The sequence below is a fragment of the Alteromonas sp. 76-1 genome (genome assembly GCF_900654235.1).
In the GTDB taxonomy this organism is placed as follows: Bacteria; Pseudomonadota; Gammaproteobacteria; order Enterobacterales; family Alteromonadaceae; genus Alteromonas; species Alteromonas naphthalenivorans.
In genome coordinates this window covers 2,152,536-2,169,447 of record NZ_LR136958.1, presented here as the reverse complement: position 1 = coordinate 2,169,447, position 16,912 = coordinate 2,152,536, and the positions used below count along the sequence as shown (strand labels likewise).

Annotated in this window: 14 protein-coding genes and 1 pseudogene; 7 read left to right on the top strand and 8 right to left on the bottom strand. The window is 43.7% G+C overall.

Translation table 11 applies throughout. The annotated features are described in order from the left end of the window. Positions 1-80: 80 nt before the first annotated feature. Positions 81-1,235 (top strand): annotated as a pseudogene (locus ALT761_RS09160) (IS110 family transposase). A gap of 422 nt (positions 1,236-1,657) precedes the next feature. Here ALT761_RS09160 and ALT761_RS09155 read toward each other — a convergent pair. Then, positions 1,658-2,398 (bottom strand): hypothetical protein, encoded by a 741-nt coding sequence (locus ALT761_RS09155; RefSeq protein ID WP_129738170.1) that lies wholly within the window; start codon positions 2,396-2,398, stop codon positions 1,658-1,660. A 242-nt stretch (positions 2,399-2,640) separates the two neighbouring features. Beyond that, the gene (locus tag ALT761_RS09150) at positions 2,641-3,810 is read right to left on the bottom strand and encodes a glutathione S-transferase family protein (protein ID WP_129738168.1); all 1,170 of its coding nucleotides are present in this window, start codon (positions 3,808-3,810) and stop codon (positions 2,641-2,643) included. Between the two features lie 290 nt (positions 3,811-4,100). On the opposite strand from ALT761_RS09150, the gene ALT761_RS09145 reads away from it, so the two are divergent. From ALT761_RS09145 to ALT761_RS09130, 4 genes are read left to right on the top strand one after another with little or no spacing between them, the layout of a single operon-like run. Further along, the gene (locus ALT761_RS09145) at positions 4,101-4,820 is read left to right on the top strand and encodes an ABC transporter ATP-binding protein (RefSeq protein WP_129738166.1); all 720 of its coding nucleotides are present in this window, start codon (positions 4,101-4,103) and stop codon (positions 4,818-4,820) included. Then, the gene (locus ALT761_RS09140; protein ID WP_172602867.1) at positions 4,817-6,262 is read left to right on the top strand and encodes an ABC transporter permease; all 1,446 of its coding nucleotides are present in this window, start codon (positions 4,817-4,819) and stop codon (positions 6,260-6,262) included. The genes ALT761_RS09145 and ALT761_RS09140 overlap by 4 nt, the downstream gene beginning before the upstream one ends. Then, a complete protein-coding gene (locus tag ALT761_RS09135) occupies positions 6,259-7,599 on the top strand; it encodes a DUF3526 domain-containing protein (protein ID WP_129738162.1) in 1,341 nt (446 codons plus the stop codon). The genes ALT761_RS09140 and ALT761_RS09135 overlap by 4 nt, the downstream gene beginning before the upstream one ends. Next, complete coding sequence (locus ALT761_RS09130; RefSeq protein ID WP_129738160.1) at positions 7,589-9,799, top strand: TonB-dependent siderophore receptor; 2,211 nt, start codon at positions 7,589-7,591, stop codon at positions 9,797-9,799. The genes ALT761_RS09135 and ALT761_RS09130 overlap by 11 nt, the downstream gene beginning before the upstream one ends. 229 nt (positions 9,800-10,028) lie before the next feature. On the opposite strand, the gene ALT761_RS09125 is transcribed toward ALT761_RS09130, so the two are convergent. From ALT761_RS09125 to dapA, 5 genes are all read right to left on the bottom strand, one after another. Next, positions 10,029-10,343, bottom strand: a complete 315-nt coding sequence (locus ALT761_RS09125) for a hypothetical protein (RefSeq protein ID WP_129738158.1) — start codon at positions 10,341-10,343, stop codon at positions 10,029-10,031. 283 nt (positions 10,344-10,626) lie between these two features. Further along, positions 10,627-11,496 carry a DMT family transporter gene (locus ALT761_RS09120; protein ID WP_129738156.1) on the bottom strand — a complete coding sequence of 290 codons (870 nt, stop codon included), beginning with the start codon at positions 11,494-11,496 and terminating at the stop codon, positions 10,627-10,629. 261 nt (positions 11,497-11,757) lie between these two features. Next, on the bottom strand, positions 11,758-12,471 hold the full coding sequence (gene purC / locus ALT761_RS09115; RefSeq protein WP_013784230.1) for a phosphoribosylaminoimidazolesuccinocarboxamide synthase: 714 nt from the start codon (positions 12,469-12,471) through the stop codon (positions 11,758-11,760). A gap of 12 nt (positions 12,472-12,483) precedes the next feature. Further along, positions 12,484-13,587: an outer membrane protein assembly factor BamC gene (bamC, locus tag ALT761_RS09110; protein ID WP_129738154.1), complete on the bottom strand. Its 1,104-nt coding sequence runs from the start codon at positions 13,585-13,587 to the stop codon at positions 12,484-12,486. Positions 13,588-13,599: 12 nt separating this feature from the next. Next, positions 13,600-14,484: a 4-hydroxy-tetrahydrodipicolinate synthase gene (gene dapA / locus ALT761_RS09105; protein WP_013784232.1), complete on the bottom strand. Its 885-nt coding sequence runs from the start codon at positions 14,482-14,484 to the stop codon at positions 13,600-13,602. Positions 14,485-14,664: 180 nt separating this feature from the next. On the opposite strand from dapA, the gene ALT761_RS09100 reads away from it, so the two are divergent. Together ALT761_RS09100 and bcp are read left to right on the top strand one after the other, a co-directional pair. Beyond that, positions 14,665-15,228: a glycine cleavage system protein R gene (locus ALT761_RS09100; protein WP_013784233.1), complete on the top strand. Its 564-nt coding sequence runs from the start codon at positions 14,665-14,667 to the stop codon at positions 15,226-15,228. Then, complete coding sequence (gene bcp / locus ALT761_RS09095) at positions 15,206-15,676, top strand: thioredoxin-dependent thiol peroxidase (RefSeq protein WP_013784234.1); 471 nt, start codon at positions 15,206-15,208, stop codon at positions 15,674-15,676. Before ALT761_RS09100 ends, bcp begins: the two co-directional genes overlap by 23 nt. A 135-nt stretch (positions 15,677-15,811) precedes the next feature. Here the strand turns inward: bcp and ALT761_RS09090 are convergent, their stop codons facing one another. Continuing rightward, on the bottom strand, positions 15,812-16,888 hold the full coding sequence (locus ALT761_RS09090; protein ID WP_013784235.1) for an AI-2E family transporter: 1,077 nt from the start codon (positions 16,886-16,888) through the stop codon (positions 15,812-15,814). Positions 16,889-16,912 lie beyond the last annotated feature (24 nt).

Sequence of the window (16,912 nt, the reverse complement as noted above, 5' to 3'; positions counted from 1 at the left end):
GCCTCCGCATTTTCGTGGGTTAGCTTAAAAAGCCAGTGCCATAATTAGTTTGCTTAAGACTAAATCATTTGGAGGCTAGCATGAACAAACATAGCATAATTTTTTTAGGATTAGATACTCACAAAGAATTCCATGAAGTGGCTTATTGTGAAGAGCAGCGTGGAGCAAGTGCGGTGCACTATGGCCGCATTCCTTCTTCAAAAGTCAGCGTCAAAAAGCTCATTCGTCAGTTTGAATCGAAGTATCCGGGCGCGACAATTCATGTGGTTTACGAAGCAGGACCTTGTGGCTACTGGATTTATCGGTTGATAACAAGTTTAGGGCATTGTTGCTATGTTGTAGCGCCGTCCCTTATACCCAAAAAGCCTGGTGAACGGATTAAGACTGATCGCCGTGATGCACTTAAATTAGTGAAGTTGCTAAAGTCGGAAGATCTTACACCTATCTATGTTCCTGAGCCTGAAGATGAAGCGGTACGTGACTTATCCCGCGCTCGCGAAGCGGCAATGAAGGATTTAAAAGAAGCCAAGTACCAACTCAAAGCGCTGTTGCTTCGAAATAATATTCGTTACGAAGGTACGGCAAATTGGTCGAAAAAACATCTGCGGTGGCTGACCGAACTAATATTACCTCATCCGGCGTAGCAAATCGTATTGCAGGAACAGCTGCAGACTATTGAAGAGCGGATTCGTCGGTTAGAAAGGCTAGATAATGAGCTAACCCATCATGTACACCAGTGGCGCTATTATCCTGTTGTTAAAGCAATCCAAGCCATGCGTGGTGTGAGGCTGCTAGTGGCGGTTGGCGTGGTAGCTGAACTTGGAGATTTACACCGCTTCGACCATCCTAGAAAGCTCATGGCCTATTTAGGTTTGGTACCAAGCGAGCATTCCTCAGGCGGAAAGCGGCACTTAGGCGCAATAACCAAATGTGGGAATGGTAGAGCTAGGCGTTTACTTATTGAGGGCGCACATAGTTATCGTTATCCGGCGAACATCTCTACCGAATTACAGTTAAGGCAGGAAGGCTTACCCAAAGATATTGTCGATATCGCTTGGAAAGCACAGCTGCGTCTGTGCAAACGCTATCAGCGTATGAGTAAAAAAGGCAAACACTACAATTTAATCATCACGGCGATAGCTAGAGAAATGGCAGCATACATCTGGGCTATCGCCAAAGAAGTGGTGCTCACGCCAATTAATCCAAAACTACGGTTAAGCCGAGTACCAGCATGATAAGCGAGTTTGAGTTAACGCGTTCGGATCAGGCCGCGGGATGTGGCACAACCTACGAGGGCGTTATGATGGCAATTACCTAACCGTGATTGACCCACGAGCCTAGACTGAAGAGAAGGTGCTACGGCGGAACATGTAAGGTCAGCTCTGCTTATTCAATGAATAAGTAACCTACGAATACCAGCATACCAACCGACGACATTACTGCCTCATCCGGTGCGTTAACTCATTTATTATGAGATAGAAACAAAGCTAATTATGGGCTGAAAGAGTGTCAGGGTTACGCTCGGTTTTTATTGACAAGGGGAGTCATACCAACGCCCCACTAAGGGGCGATAATACATGGGCTAAAATCAGGAACGAAGTGACGCAGCCCATGTGTTAGCGTCCCAGCGAGCGAAGCGAGAGCCTTGAGTGGTTTGTTAGCCGCTTTTTTCCTCGATGTTTATCCATTGACCTAGATAGTTCTGAGATTCCCAATAAATTGCAGCGCCACTTGGGTAACCCAATTTGTGCTCTTTTAGTGTTTCTGATTGCGACTCAAAAAGTGTGAACCGGTAAGATGCTATAGCTGTTACTTTTGGGTTATTAGTGATCACCGAAATCTCCATTGAGTAATCACCGGGTAGCCAGCAGAAGTGCTTTTCAAACATATCTAGAAATGGCTTTACCGCTGAATCGCTGGCAATTGCAAAAAACTTCTCTCCTTTTTCTTCTTTTATTCTAGCGATCTCGTTTTTTAAATTGATTTCAGACTGTTGATACAACTTTTCGTCTTCGCGCTCAGCGAAATTAAAAAATTGTAGCGTATGTGACCATTCTTCTAGTGGATTAAGTTCAAAACCTGTGAACAAAACCCATTGATTTTCACTAGGCTTTACAATGTAATTTTGGGCTGGAAAAGACATAACTTCTTTCCCATCTCGTTTTATACAGCACTGAATACCTTTGATTCGAATGGTACCTCGACCGGCATTTCTGATAATTAAATGGCATTGTAAATTAGGACTACCAATTTTATGGTTTACAAATATCCGTTGATATGCCTCCAGTTCAAGTTTAGGACGACGTATTAAAATATGTATTGGAGGCAACTGAGATAGCACTAGAGCAACCAGTGCTATAAATGCTGACCAAAACTTCCAATCGGTTAAATATTCCATGAACTTTCTCGTATGTATCCTTGAAGTGGCTAACAGCTGATTATATGGAAAAAATCCCTTATACAAGATGGAAAGTTTCCGTACATCTTTTCCCTAATCCACAAACTTTCGCACGAAAACAACCTATTATCAATAGATTATAATCCAAGCTTTCAAAGCCGCCGCCACATTCCGGAATGATTCCTTTTTATTTCCAACAACACCAAAACCGCAACAAACTGTATAAAAACAAACAAACCAACTCACTCAAACACCAACCTATTCCCCTCAAAAGCAACACGCTCATTCACGTCCAGTTGCATATATTCCAAACCCCCTACTTCTTCTAACAATTTCGTCAATTCTGAGCTGGGCTGTTCAGTGCTATTAAACACATCTAATACACGTTGCAATTTGTATTGATGAAAGCTGAATATAAAACGTTGCTCTTCTACATTTTCAGCTTCGCCCCGCCCTATTTTGAAAGTGTGCTGCCCTATTGTTCTTGGAATAAAGCACGAAGTATTTTCATTACTCGCATTCTTCTCTCGCCAATCAGCTAACGCTTCTGAAGTGTTTTTCAACACCGGCCATTGCTGAGCAAACATGTCTTTTAACAGTGGCAATAAGGTTGCAGGTATTTCGTCGTTTTCTAAAAAGGCAGGGTTGCTGGCAGGGTTATTATCGTTACTGGCAGCAGCGCCTGGGTTATTCATTCGCTTAACCCAGGCGGCAACATTGGGTGCTAACTTATCCATTAATTGTTTTGGTGCAGGGTCGCGGTATAAATGAGCATACAATGGGCCTAATAAACCAAAGTCGCCAGTGCAGGGTTTATCGCCCAGCAAATATTTATGGGTAGCGAAATGTTCGTTTAAGTAATGCAGAACGGTGTTTTCGTACCAGTCTTCAATATAGGGAATGCTTTTCTCGGTAATGCCTAACAGTGGCACAAACCCTTGAAACTTTTTGGCTAGTTTCTTTCCAAAATACGCTTTAACAAATTTTGGGGCTTTAGGGGTAACTACTTGCCCAAACTCTTCGTATATAAAAGGAAAGTTATCTTTGTTCCAACGGTAGTGCATGGCGGGAATAACCAGCCATTCGTCTCCCCATAGGGCGAACAGTTCGCTTACAAGGTGCTGTGCCGGAGTGTTGGGCACTACTGATAGATTATTGGTGTTGGTATCTGCCTGTGTATTAGCCCGAGCCTGCGCTTCAAAGTAATCAATAATGCGGGCGGTATCTTGTAAGTATTCGTCTGAAGGTGTTTTTACCACCGGAATAAAGGTAACACCGGTTTTCGGGCGAATGATTTTTTTGTATACCGATACGGTAGACAGCACTTCGGTAAAAGGCAGTTGCTTATAGTTAAGGTAAGCACGAATTTTACCCGTATACAAAGACACTTCAGAACCATACAAAATATACACTACAACATACTCTTAAACGCTGAATAACAACAAGATAATAGCAAGTCATGTTCACGTCTATGAAATGCCTATTTTGTTCAATGATATAGCGCTATAAGAATGGCTATTTACTAGCCTCAACTCTTTACTTACTACCCAGCTACGCACCAATAACTAGCCATCTAAGCACCACCAATTAGTCATTTACCAATCGCTTCGTGGCTATACAAACGAAAAATGCAAAAAATATTTCACATCACATTTGTTACAATATAACATATCGCCAACTTTCGACTTTATACCGTAAATCAATGACATCAAAATCTGTAATTAGTGCTAGTGAATTATCGGTACGTATAGGCCAACGTACTATTCTTGATAACCTTAATTTTGAAGTAGGCAAAAGTGAAGTGTTTGCCCTTCTTGGTGGAAACGGTGCGGGTAAATCCACAACCCTTAAAACCTTTTTAGGGTTAATGAAACCTAGCGCTGGCACAGCGTCTGTTATGGGCATGTCGGTAGCAGACAATACCAATGAAGTGCAAAAGTCGGTGGCTTATTTACCGGAGTCGGTCACGCTTTATGGTCACCTTTCAGGGTATGAGAATATTCGCTACTTTTTGTCGGTTGCGGGTGTCGAAAAAACGGACGATGCTATTCATGAAGCACTTAAAAAAGTAGCGCTTCAAGAAAATGCCTGGCACAACACGTTGTCGAACTACTCAAAAGGGATGAGGCAGAAAACCGCCATTGCATTAGCCATTCTTCGTAATGCCCCAGTGCTGTTTTTAGATGAACCTACCTCTGGCCTCGACCCTGCTGCTATTGATGAATTTAACTCGCTAGTGTCTGAATTAGCAAACAATGGTGCCACCATATTTATGGTAACCCACGATGTATATGGGGCTTGTCAGGTTGCGCACCGCATTGTGTTACTAAGTAACGGCAAGCTTACTGGTTCGTTTGAACGTTCGGGCGATACGCCTATCGATACCGAAGCCGTTCACGCAGCCTTTGCTGGGCGCAAATGAATATGAACAATACAATAAAAACCATTTGCGCCGAACAGTGGCGTTATTGGCTGCGAACCAAAGTTGCCACCACGGTATTAATTTTGGGCAGTGTACTTACCCTTGCTGCACTTGTGGTAAATAGCTTTCATATTGAAGAGGCAGCGCACGCCAGAGAACACCTTCAACATGAAGCTGAAGAACGCTTTTTATCGCAGCCCGACAAACATCCGCACCGCATGGTGCATTACGGGCATTATGTGTTTCGTACGCCTACCCCGCTTAGCGTAATAGAACCGGGTGTAGACACGTACACAGGTAACGCTATTTTCTTGGAAGGCCACAGGCAAAACAGTGCCATGTTTGCCGAGCAGCGTCAGTCTGCAGGGCTTACCCGTTTTAGTAGCTTAACGCCAAGCTTTTTGGCGTTGGTGTTAGCGCCACTGTTTATTATTCTTATTGGCTACGGCAGTGTTTCACGGGAACGTGAAGCAGGCACACTCACTTTATTACTTACCCAAGGCGCTAGCCGTTGGCAATTGGTGCTTGGAAAACTGGTGGCATTAATGCTGGCTAGCGGTGTTTTTTTACTGCCCTTGTTATTAGCTTGCGTGTATGTCGCCTTTTCCAATGAAAGTGCCTTAGTGGTAACGCTTTTTTGTTTAGGTTACATGCTCTACTTCATGTTGTGGGCTGTGGTGGTTACCGCCTGCTCTACGTTATTTGAAAAAAGCAGTGCCAGCTTTACCGTGCTTATCGTTATATGGATGAGCGCTTGCATATTGTTACCTAGAATGGGCAGCAGTGTGGCGACCAGTATAGAGCCCTCTATTGGTAAGTTAGAAGCCGACTTTAAAGTAGAAGAAAAGCTTCGAAGCTTAGGCGATGGTCACGATGTTAACGATCCGGCATTTGTTAAGCTTAAACAAGACCTTCTCGATAAATACAATGTCGATTCGGTAGACGACCTACCCGTGAACTTTCGAGGCATAGTGGCGCAATATTCTGAACAGCGCCAAGCGGTTGTCATTAATGAATTTGCAGAAAGCCGCATGCAAGAAGAACTAGCCCAAGCCCGTATTGCAAGGCAGTTTGGCTGGCTTTCCCCTACCGTGGCACTGCGTTCATTCTCTACGCTGCTTGCGGGCACCAGTATTGAAACTCACCACCGTTTTTTGCGTGAAGCCGAAATGCTACGTATGCAGTTTGTACAAGGCTTAAACAAAGTGCACGTAGAAAAGCTTGATTACAAACTTGATATGAACCGCAATGCTAGCGAAGAAGCCGCAGATAAAGCGGTAGTACAGGCCAGTAACTGGGCAGTATTGTCTGAATTTAGTTTCCAGCCCGAAGCCCCCACAGCGCGCTTAAGCAGTGCTGCCATGTACTGTTTACAACTTCTTCTTTGGGTGGGTGTTGCTGTACTACTTCTTAATCTTGCAGTAAGGAGGCTAAACCCATGATGCGGTTTAACGATATTAAGCGCGAAGCGGGGTTTGTGTTTGCACATCGCCAATTCAAATTAACCTTGTTGGTGGTATTTCTATTAAGCACGGTAGCCTTGTGGTCGGGGCATGCTGAAATGCAGGCGCAACAAGCTACTATTGAACGCTTATTAGAAAAAGACACTGTAGAGCGTGAAGCGGTGCTTTCCCATCAAAATAGCTATGGCATGGTGGCGTATTACGCCTTTCACCTAACCTATGCGCCGCCTTCGCCCCTCGCCTTTGCTGTTGTGGGTGAACGTGATGTGTTTCCGTGGAAACATCGTATACGTATGTTAGCCCTTGAAGGCCAAATATACGAAAGCGACACCGACAACCCAGAATTAGCCTTTTTAGGGCGTTTCGATTTTGCCTTTGTAGTAAGCGTGTTATTACCGCTATTTATTATTTTGTTGCTGTACGACTTAAAAGCAAAAGAGCGTGAAGCCAGACGTTTCGACTTACTTAATGTAACGGCGCGCAATAGCCATGCGGTATGGACCTCGCGTACGCTAGTTACCCTGGTGCCGTTAGCCTTAGTTACACTTATTCCTTTTATTGCCTTTGCCATTGTAAATGGCGCATCGCTACGTTCTATCTTGTTAGCCTGCGTTATTGTACTGGGTACTATAAGCGTGTGGTCTGCCATTGTATTGGCAATTGGCGCGGCGCAACGGTTTGCTAAATACAGTGCCACCCACCTTGCCTCGTTAATGTTGGGTGTATGGCTTATTACCACCGTAATAGTGCCGGTTACCGGTCATACCGTTATTAATGCGATTGTCGATACACCGGAAGGTGGCGACATTGTGCTTACACAACGTGAAGCGGTAAACGGCGCCTGGGATAAGCCGATAGAAGCCACGTGGGAAAAGTTTATTGAAACCCACCCACAATGGGCCGATTACACGGCGTACGATCCTGAACGTTATGGTTCGTTTAACTGGAAATGGTATTACGCTTTTCAACAAGTTGGCGATGAACGGGCAAGCGAACTTTCTAACGCTTATCAACAAGCCACCCTTAGAAAAAACCAACTGGCAGGTTATGTGTCTTTGTTATCGCCTTCGTTGCTAACCCAGCGTTTGTTGTCGAACACCGCTAACACCAACGTGCAATCTATGATTGATTATGAAAATAAGGTGCGCGCGTTTCACGCATCCTTGCGCGAGTTTTATTACCAACAACTTTTTGCTGCGCCTGAGTTTACAGAAGCCAGCCTTAAGCAGCTTCCACAATTCACTACAACTTCACAATTTACTACAACATTTACTACAACAAGAACGAACACACAGGAAAACACCAATGAAAAATAACTGGGTGAAATCTACACTCGCCATCAGTATTGCTGCATTTTTCAATGCCCCTGCTTTTGCTCAAACAAATGACCAAAGCTCGTCTCAAAAAGACGAAGAAGCAAAGGTCGAGAAAATTACGGTACACGGCATGCACCGCGCTTATCAAGGTGCGTTTGAATACAAAGAAGTGCCTGCCGCCGCGCAAGATATCGACTTAGGCTTAATTGGTGATGCAGGTGCCATTAACTTAAATGATGCATTAGATCTTTCTGCTTCGGTAGCTAGGCAGAATAACTTTGGTGGATTGTGGAATAGTTTTGCCATTCGTGGTTTTTCTGGTGATGAAAACCTACCAAGTGGTTTCTTGGTAAATGGGTTTAATGCTGGCCGTGGCTTTGGTGGCCCTCGTGATTTGGCGGGTATCGACCATGTGGAAGTATTAAAAGGCCCTAAAGCGGCTTTATTTGGCCGTGGTGAACCTGGCGGTGCGGTAAACTTAGTGACCAAGCGCCCACAATTTGTTTCAGGTGGCGAAGTAAAAGCCACTTATGGCAGTTGGGATCAAATGCGCATTGAAGCTGACGTGCAAACGGTAGCGGGCGCAAAAGAAGATGTTGGCGTTCGCTTAGTGGGCTTTTACGAAGACGCTGAAAGCTTCAGAGATACGGTAGAAACCGAAAAGTTAGGATTTTACCCTTCTGTTACCTGGGAATTTTCTGAAGATACCCGTATTACCTACGAGCTTGAACACACAAATCAAAAAATCCCCTTCGACCGTGGTGTTATTGCGGTGGATGGTAAGTTAGGAATTCAGCCCATTGAAACCTTCGTGGGCGACCCATCTGGCGATAGAATTACTACCGACGTGGTTGGTCACCAGCTTGAGATTTCTCACGAACTCAACGATGACTGGAACCTACTTATCGGCGCTGGCCTGCGTGACACTACCTTTGAAGGTAATGCACTAGAAACCAACTTTGCAGGGCGTCAAACCTTGTTTATCGACCCAGATCAAACCTTGCTTTCACGCTTTAAACGCTACCGCGACTTTGAAACCGATTATGTAGTACTGCGCGGCGAAATTGCCGGTGAGTTTGATACGGGTTCAATTAGCCATCGCGTTATTATTGGTGGTGATTACGATAAGTTCGAAAACGATCAGGTTATCTTGCGCTACCGCCCATCTTATTTTTCTGGCGACACAGACATTAACGATTTGGATTTAAGCCAATATCTTGTGGTAGATATTCTTAACCCAGATTACTCGCCTGTGGCTGATGTTGAATTGTCAGACAACCTAAACCGCCTTGAAACCCAAGAAGCGTGGGGAATGTACATTCAAGACCAAGTGAACATTACCGATAAATTTCAAGTGCGCTTTGGTGGTCGAATTGACAAATTTGAACAAGAAATTCAAAACCGCTTAAGCGATCCGGTAGCCATTACCTCGCAAGATGACACCCAATTTTCACCTCAGTTAGGTGCAGTGTATTTACTTGATGACAGCATTAGTTTTTACGCCACGTACGGTGAAGGCTTCCGCCAACTTACGGGTTCTGATTATGCAGGTAATCCTTTTGAACCAAACCAATCTGAGTCTACCGAAGTGGGTGTTAAAACCGACCTAACGTCGTTGTTTAACAATATTCGCGGCGATATCACTCTGTCTATCTTTAATATCGATCAAAGCAATATTTTGGTGTTCGATAGCAGCGATGAAGCGTCTGACGGTTTCTTTTTAACCCCTGGCGGTGAAGCGCGCAGTCGTGGTGTTGAACTAGATATTAACGCTGAGTTCAGCAATGGCATTGCGTTGTGGGTGTCTTACGCGTATATCGATGCAGAAAGTACCAACGATGCGGCTGACGCTAACTTTGTGGCGGCTATTGAAGCGGGCGACCCGCTAATTAACGTGCCTGAAAATCAGCTTAGCGTTCAAGTAGGCAAAAGCCTTATGGTTTCAGATATGCCGGTTCGCCTAGGCACTGGTTTGTTGTACGTTGATGAGCGTTTAGGCCAAACAGCAACAGACTTCTATTTACCTAGTTACACTACCGTGCGCGCATTTGCGCAAATTGAACCGGTTGAAAACTTAGTGGTACGTGCAGAAGTAGACAACCTTTTCGATAAAGAGCACTACACCAACTCTTTTGCCGATGTATGGGTTGAGCCAGGTGCACCGCGCCGCTTTAGAGTGTCGGCGTCTTACCGCTTCTAGGTTTTATAGTTAAAAGCTTTGTAGTAGAAAGCTAGAAAAGATGGCTGCAATGGAAAATGGTAATAGCGTGTTGTTCACTCAACCACTATGACGTAACCGCTATAACGTAACCGCTCTCATTACAGCTCCATCAGTTGATAAATGACGTAGATAAGCTTTGTTTCCCTTATGCTTATTTACGTCATTTTTTTATGTGTTGAAAACCAAAAGCTCAGCTTATCGGCATGGGTTATCGACTAGGCGTAGATTGCACTTTTAAGTTGTAGTCTTTCGCTATGCCCTCAACAATGCGGGTTAAGCCCACTATCTCGCCTTGGTCATCCTTACTCCATGTGCAAGTTAGTGTACTGGTTCCTTTTCGAAGCTTGCCCTGCCAACTGTCACGGCTTACATCTAGTTCGCCTCTAGCATCAGTTAATTCCCAGCCTTTATCTTTAAAGTCGAAAACAATGGTGGCAAACCTTTCGCATGGAATAGCCTCAATAATTTTTAAGTCTTTACGCTGGAATTTAGAAGCAATTAGTGCACGCCGAATGTTAGTCAATAAGCCCACGTTAATCCTTTATAGTAATGGTCGAAGCTGCGGTTTTTAGTCTGAGTTGCCGCTCATATCAGCGCTGCGGCTTTGTATAGGCGCTGAGGCTCCGTATAGGCGCAGAGGCTAATGGGATAACAACCCAGTTCATCGACATCTACATTTAACTACTTTTTAACATGCTTTGCCAATTACTGCTACTTTGCCTTTTATTAGTAGTGTCCAGCAGGCGTACTTCTCTCTTAAATTAGGCTTCCCTAAACTAGGCTTCGTTTAACACAGCTTCGTTTAACTAAGCTTTGCGCATTTTAATAACCAACCAAATACCGCCTAATGTCATTAAAGAGGCAACCATAATTTGTACGCTAATGGCTTCGGCAAGAAACGCCCAGCCCATCAGCGTAGCAATAACCGGAACACTTAACTGAACGGTGGCAGCCGTTGTCGATTGAATTAAAGGTAATGCCTTGTACCAAATGGCATAGCCACAACCAGATGCCACTATTCCAGATGCCAGCGCAAATAACACCCCATCGTTGCTCCATTGCCAGGTATCGGTTACCCATAACCAAACAATTAAAGGCAGGGTAAGAAGCGTGGCATATAAAAAGTTACCCGCCGTGAGCAATAAGGGCGCATTACTCTTTTTACCTAGTAAAGAATAAAAACCCCATGCAATACCGGCGCTTATCATTAATAAAGCTGAAAACAATGGTGGCGCACTAGCCCCTGGAAGCAGCAAGATAACTAAGCCTGCAAAAGCCAGTAAAAACCCTAGCCACTGAAACGAAGCAAAGCGTTCGCCTTTTAATAAGCCTACTGAAATCATAGTGAGCTGCACCGCCCCAAACAGTAGCAACGCGCCTGTGCCTGTCGACATCGAGATATACGCATAAGAAAATGCAATAGCATAAATAAATAGGCTTAACGCCCCTGCTATTGATGCTTGTTGTTTAATTGCTGCTATTGGGCGGGTGTTTTTTGATGAACGGCGGGCAGTAAAGGCCACTAAAAGGGCTAAACACAATGCGCCACTGGCTAAGCGTATTGTGGTGAAAAGACCCGGGTCGATATCGGTATTAGCCAATGCCATTCGGCATAATAACGAATTGGCCGCAAACGCCAGCATGGCAATACACACTAATCCGTACGGGTTACCCATTCGTTTTCTCCAGCAGCGTATACATAAAAGCCCTTTTTATAATGATGATAATTTTATAACGTTTAGTTGTGCATTTAGCTTTATATAAAATGCACAAAGCTCTTTTTGAACAAGGCTATTTTAAATAAAGTGTTGTTTAATCAAATCTCTGTTAATCAAAGCTCTGTTAATCAAAGTGTTGTTTAATTTACCTTTTTACAGGCAAAAGAAAAGGACCGCAATGGGTCCTTTTTTCGTTCAATCTTTACATTACTATGTAAGTTACAGTGAAACACCTAAGCGTTCTGCAACTTCAATGTAAGTTTCAACTACTGAGCCTAGGCCTTGTCTGAAACGGTCTTTATCCATTTTCTTACGGGTTTCTTTGTCCCACAAGCGGCAACCGTCAGGGGTAAATTCATCACCTAAAACAATGTTGCCATCAGGATCAACACCGAATTCAAGTTTGTAATCTACTAGCAACATGCCTGCTTCATCAAACAGCGATTTAAGTACGGCATTTACTTTAAACGTTAACGACTTCATTTCAGCAATTTGCGCTTCAGTCGCCCAACCAAATGACACAATATGATAATCGTTAATCATAGGGTCGTGCAGTGCGTCGTTTTTGAGGAAGAATTCAAACACAGGCGGTGCCAACGTTTGCCCTTCTTCTACACCAAGGCGACGAACCAAAGAGCCAGCCGCTAGGTTACGAACAACACATTCCACTGGGATCATGTCTAGCTTTTTAACTAAAGATTCAGTGTCAGAAAGCAAGGCTTCTACTTGCGTAGCAATACCTGCTTCTTCAAGTTTAGTCATAATAAAATGGTTAAACTTGTTATTCACTTCGCCTTTACGGTCTAGCTGTTCAATTTTTTCACCATCGAAAGCTGATGTGTCGTTTCTGAAATGCAGAATTAACTTATCGCTGTCATCGGTAAAATACACAGTTTTTGCTTTACCGCGGTAAAGCTCGTCACGTTTTTCCATTCTCAGTCTCAATTATATATCAAGGTTATCTTCTGACATGACCTCGGCAAATGCGCCGTAAAGGTCTGAAACCTGATTGGCTTCAAAAGGTTCGCTTTCATTATTCATGAAAGTCACTGAACTGCGTTTCTCACCGGCACGTGAAACTTTTAAACGGTAGTCACCTTTTTCAAGTAACTCGTTGTCGCTGGAGAACAAGCCGCCCCACCAACCCGTGTCACTACCATTATAGGTAACAAACAGTAAGCCGTTTGATTTGTCTAAATCTTTTACGTCGAAACCAAGTTTACGCAATACTAGCAACATACGTGGCCATACCACGTCGTACTGTGCATCCACCATAAATGCGGGGTTGCCGTCATCGTTAAAGCCCATTTCGGTATTTAAGCCTTGGCGAATACGTGCAATACGGCGGGTTTCTTGTAACTGAATTTGGTATTCGTAATGACCAATCACTTGGTTCAGTACGTCTACTTCTTCGCGGCGCTCTTGCATGCTAGAAATTTCTGCAACAACATCGTCACCAGTAGTGGCCATGTAGTCTTTTAAATCAACAGAAAGCGCTGCCGTTCTACCGTGAGGTTTTACGTCTAGAACGAATTCAAAGCGGCGACCCACTTCACTTTCGGTGCTGGTCCAGCTGTACCAAGGGCTATCCACTTCTTTTTTGATAATCATCCAGTCAGTGTTTAACACTTGCTGTTCAGGATCGAAGAAATCTACGCCAATGCCTTGTTCTTCTAGGAAGCTTAACAAAGAATTCCACACGGCTTGGCTTAACGGCTGGCTATCATCAACTTGGTCAAACCAAATTGTTGCTGTGCTTTTGCCTTCTTCAACGTGTGAACCAGTAACAAGCGGCAATACCAATGCAGGAGACTGCACAAGTAATTTCTTTCCAACAAGACTTTCATCTACGCTTTCGTCTAATTCAGGTACTGCAAACTCTCTAGAAAAAGTGGGCGCATCTAAGTCGGCTGGAACACGTACTGAGGTTTGTTCTTTTGTTTCTAAGTACTTGTACGTTCCTGAAGCCGTCTTTCTATCTGTTTGGCTTGAACAACCTGCAAGTGCGATTACTACCATCGAACTCACTATAGCCAGCGTTCTATTCATCTGTGTTCCTTATTAACCCGAAATCAATGCGTATTTTTGTAATAGTTCTTCGATATGTTTTTGGCTTACAAGTTCCGGTAAAACCATAGGTAATCGCATTTGTGCACTTTCCATCATGCCCATTTTGTATAAAGCCCACTTTGGAATAACTGGATTAGGCTCGATAAATAGCGCGCTGTGAAGCAATTCGATGCTTTCATCTATAGTGCGACATTTATCAAAATCTTTTGCTAAAGCGGCTTCGCACATTTGTGCAATAGCCTTAGGTACCACGTTTGCTGTCACAGAAATAACACCATGACCGCCTTCACACATGAACTCACAACTTGTGCCGTCATCGCCACTGAGTAAAACGAAGTCTGAAGGTACGAGTGCTTGTGTTGCTTTAAGGCGAGCAATATCACCGGTTGCGTCTTTTAATCCAACAATGTTTTTGTGAGATGAAAGTTCGGCAACGGTTTCAGGCAGCATGTCAGCAACGGTTCTACCCGGTACATTGTATAACAACACCGGTAAATCGCTGGCATCAGCAATGGCGTTGAAGTGTGCCACCATGCCTGCTTGTTGAGGCTTGTTGTAGTAAGGAACTACACTTAAGAAGCCGTCGATACCGGCCGCCCCCAATTGTTGGGTAAGAAAAATCGCTTCGGCAGTTGAGTTTGCGCCACTACCTGCAATAACAGGAATAGCGCCAGACACCATAGCAACGGTCTCTTTAACTACGTTTACGTGTTCATCAAACGGTAAGGTGGCCGACTCGCCAGTGGTGCCAACAGACACAATACCATGTGTGCCTTGTTCAACATGAAAGCGCACTAGCTTCTCAAGTGACTTGTAATCGATGTCGCCGTTTTCAAACATCGGCGTGACGAGTGCTACGTAACTACCAGTAAACATAATCTCTCCGCAAAATATGAGCGCACATGGTAAATATGTCGGTAGCTAAACACAAGCTATCTCACGCCTAAATGCCAAGAATTTGACAATAATCTGTATCAATACTACAAAAAGCCGCTGGTACTAAAAAAAAACTCTATGCTACCATCACGCAATACGTTTCTTGTGATGTAGGTTTTAATGTCTCAGCAACAACTGATTGTGACCATTTTAGGTTCAGATAAAACGGGTATATTAAGTGAAATTGCATCCACGGTATCAGAAGCCCAGTGCAACATTTTAGATAGTCGGCAAGCTATTTATGGCCAAGAGTTTTCACTCACTATGATTTTAGAAGGCTCGCAGTCAGCCATTACTCGCGCTGAGTGTACTGTGCCTCCCCTTTGTCAGCGTCTCGATCTGCTTTCCATGATGAAACGTACCAGTCACCACGAAAAGCAAAATCTCGATCACTTATTTCACGTTGAATTCAGCGGCGAAGATACCGCTGGCCTTATTGAGGCAGTGACGGGCTTTTTCGCAAAACGTAACGCGTCAATCAGTGCATTTAGACAAGCCACGTACAAAGCGGCCGAGTGTAAAAACGAATGTATGCGATGCAAGTTTGTTGTGAACATGCCCGCCTCGGAAGATTTTGCTGCTCTAGAATCAGAACTAACCGCGTTGTTTGAAGAACTCAATGTAACCGGTAAAGTTGTAGACAAACATATTAAGGAATCTAATGAACACGCTTCAAGCTGGTGATAAAGCACCACAGTTTTCACTTCAAAACCAAAATGATGAAACCATTACGTTATCAGATTACCTAGGTAAAAAAGTACTGGTTTACTTTTACCCTAAGGCGATGACACCAGGTTGCACCGTGCAAGCACAAGGCTTACGCGACAGTAAAGAGGCGTTAGACGGCTTGAATGTGGAAGTAATGGGTATTAGCCCTGATGCGGTTAAACGCTTGCCAAAATTTGCTGAAAAGGAAAGCCTAAACTTTACTTTGTTGTCTGACGAAGACCACGCCGTAGCAGACGCTTTTGGCGTATGGGGTTTGAAAAAATTCATGGGTAAAGAGTATGACGGCATTCACCGCATGAGCTTTTTAGTAGACGAAAACGGCGTTATTGAACACGTTTTTAATAAGTTTAAAACCAAAGAGCATCACACAGTGGTGTTAGATTACTTGGCCGATAACAAGTAACTCTTTATAAACGTATTTCGTTAGCGGTTTGATATCGATTTAATATTGATAAAAAGATTGATGCAAAGCTGACAAAAAAGGCGGTAGTTCACACTACCGCCTTTTTTATTTCACTGGATTGTAAATATGTACAGCTTATTTACTTTCAGCCACCGGTAATCCAGCAGGATTACTCGACCACGCCGTTATTACTGCTTTTACCAATGTTGCCAACGGTATAGCAAAGAAAACGCCCCAGAAGCCCCAAAGGCCGCCAAATACCAGCACAGCAATAATGATATACAGTGGGTGCAGGCTTACTGCTTCAGAGAAGAGCAAAGGCACTAATAAGTTTCCATCTAATGCCTGAATAATCGAATAGGCAATAAACAAATACCAGAAATCAGGCGTTAAGCCCCATTGAAACAATGCAACTATAGCAACAGGAATGGTAACTACCGCTGCGCCTATGTAAGGAATTAGTACAGAAATACCTACCAATACGCCAAGCAAAATAGCATAACGTAAATCCATGAAGGCAAAGGTCACGCACGACACTAAGCTAACAATCACAATTTCTATTACTTTGCCGCGAATGTAATTGGCAATTTGTGAATTCATTTCATGGCCAACTTGCGTAATTAATCGGCGCTCTTTAGGCAACAAGTTAGAAATGCTTTCTAAGAAATACATTTTGTCTTTCAACATGAAAAACACCATTAAAGGCACAAGCACCGCATAAACTAGTAGCGCAGCCACATTCGCAATATTGCTAAAAGAAGCTGATATTAATGTTTCGCCTACACCAACAAGTTTGTCGTTTAGCCCTTCCATCATTTGATGAATTTGGTAAACCTGCACGTAGTCTGGGTATTTTTCTGGCAAGGTTAAGATCCAATCTTGGGCCTTTTGCCATATTAAAGGGGTTTCTTGAATAAGATTAATGCTTTGCCGAGTGACAATGGGCACTAAACCAATCAACATGAAAATGACGAGGGTAATGAACCCCATCAATACGATGCCGCAAGCAATAGCACGGCTTACGCCGAATCTAACAAGGTGGGTAACCGGCCAATCAAGTAAATAAGCCACAATGGCTGCCACTAAAACAGGCATGATAAGCTCGCCCCACAAAAGCAGCGCGGCGGTTGTAATAAGTATGAGTATAAGCAGCATAGCTGCATCAGGATCGGAAAATTTGCGTCGGTACCAGCGACCAAACACACTGATCATAAAAGCTTCCTGAGAAATTTGAAG

Bases quoted from the DNA above. Each gene is read 5' to 3' on its own strand.
- dapA (WP_013784232.1), bottom strand. From the start codon at position 14,484: ATGTTTACTGGTAGTTACGTAGCACTCGTCACGCCGATGTTTGAAAAC.
- ALT761_RS09130 (WP_129738160.1), top strand. From the start codon at position 7,589: ATGAAAAATAACTGGGTGAAATCTACACTCGCCATCAGTATTGCTGCA.
- ALT761_RS09145 (WP_129738166.1), top strand. From the start codon at position 4,101: ATGACATCAAAATCTGTAATTAGTGCTAGTGAATTATCGGTACGTATA.
- ALT761_RS09100 (WP_013784233.1), top strand. From the start codon at position 14,665: ATGTCTCAGCAACAACTGATTGTGACCATTTTAGGTTCAGATAAAACG.
- ALT761_RS09135 (WP_129738162.1), top strand. From the start codon at position 6,259: ATGATGCGGTTTAACGATATTAAGCGCGAAGCGGGGTTTGTGTTTGCA.
- bamC (WP_129738154.1), bottom strand. From the start codon at position 13,587: ATGAATAGAACGCTGGCTATAGTGAGTTCGATGGTAGTAATCGCACTT.
- ALT761_RS09155 (WP_129738170.1), bottom strand. From the start codon at position 2,398: ATGGAATATTTAACCGATTGGAAGTTTTGGTCAGCATTTATAGCACTG.
- purC (WP_013784230.1), bottom strand. From the start codon at position 12,471: ATGGAAAAACGTGACGAGCTTTACCGCGGTAAAGCAAAAACTGTGTAT.
- ALT761_RS09140 (WP_172602867.1), top strand. From the start codon at position 4,817: ATGAATATGAACAATACAATAAAAACCATTTGCGCCGAACAGTGGCGT.
- ALT761_RS09120 (WP_129738156.1), bottom strand. From the start codon at position 11,496: ATGGGTAACCCGTACGGATTAGTGTGTATTGCCATGCTGGCGTTTGCG.
- bcp (WP_013784234.1), top strand. From the start codon at position 15,206: ATGAACACGCTTCAAGCTGGTGATAAAGCACCACAGTTTTCACTTCAA.
- ALT761_RS09090 (WP_013784235.1), bottom strand. From the start codon at position 16,888: ATGATCAGTGTGTTTGGTCGCTGGTACCGACGCAAATTTTCCGATCCT.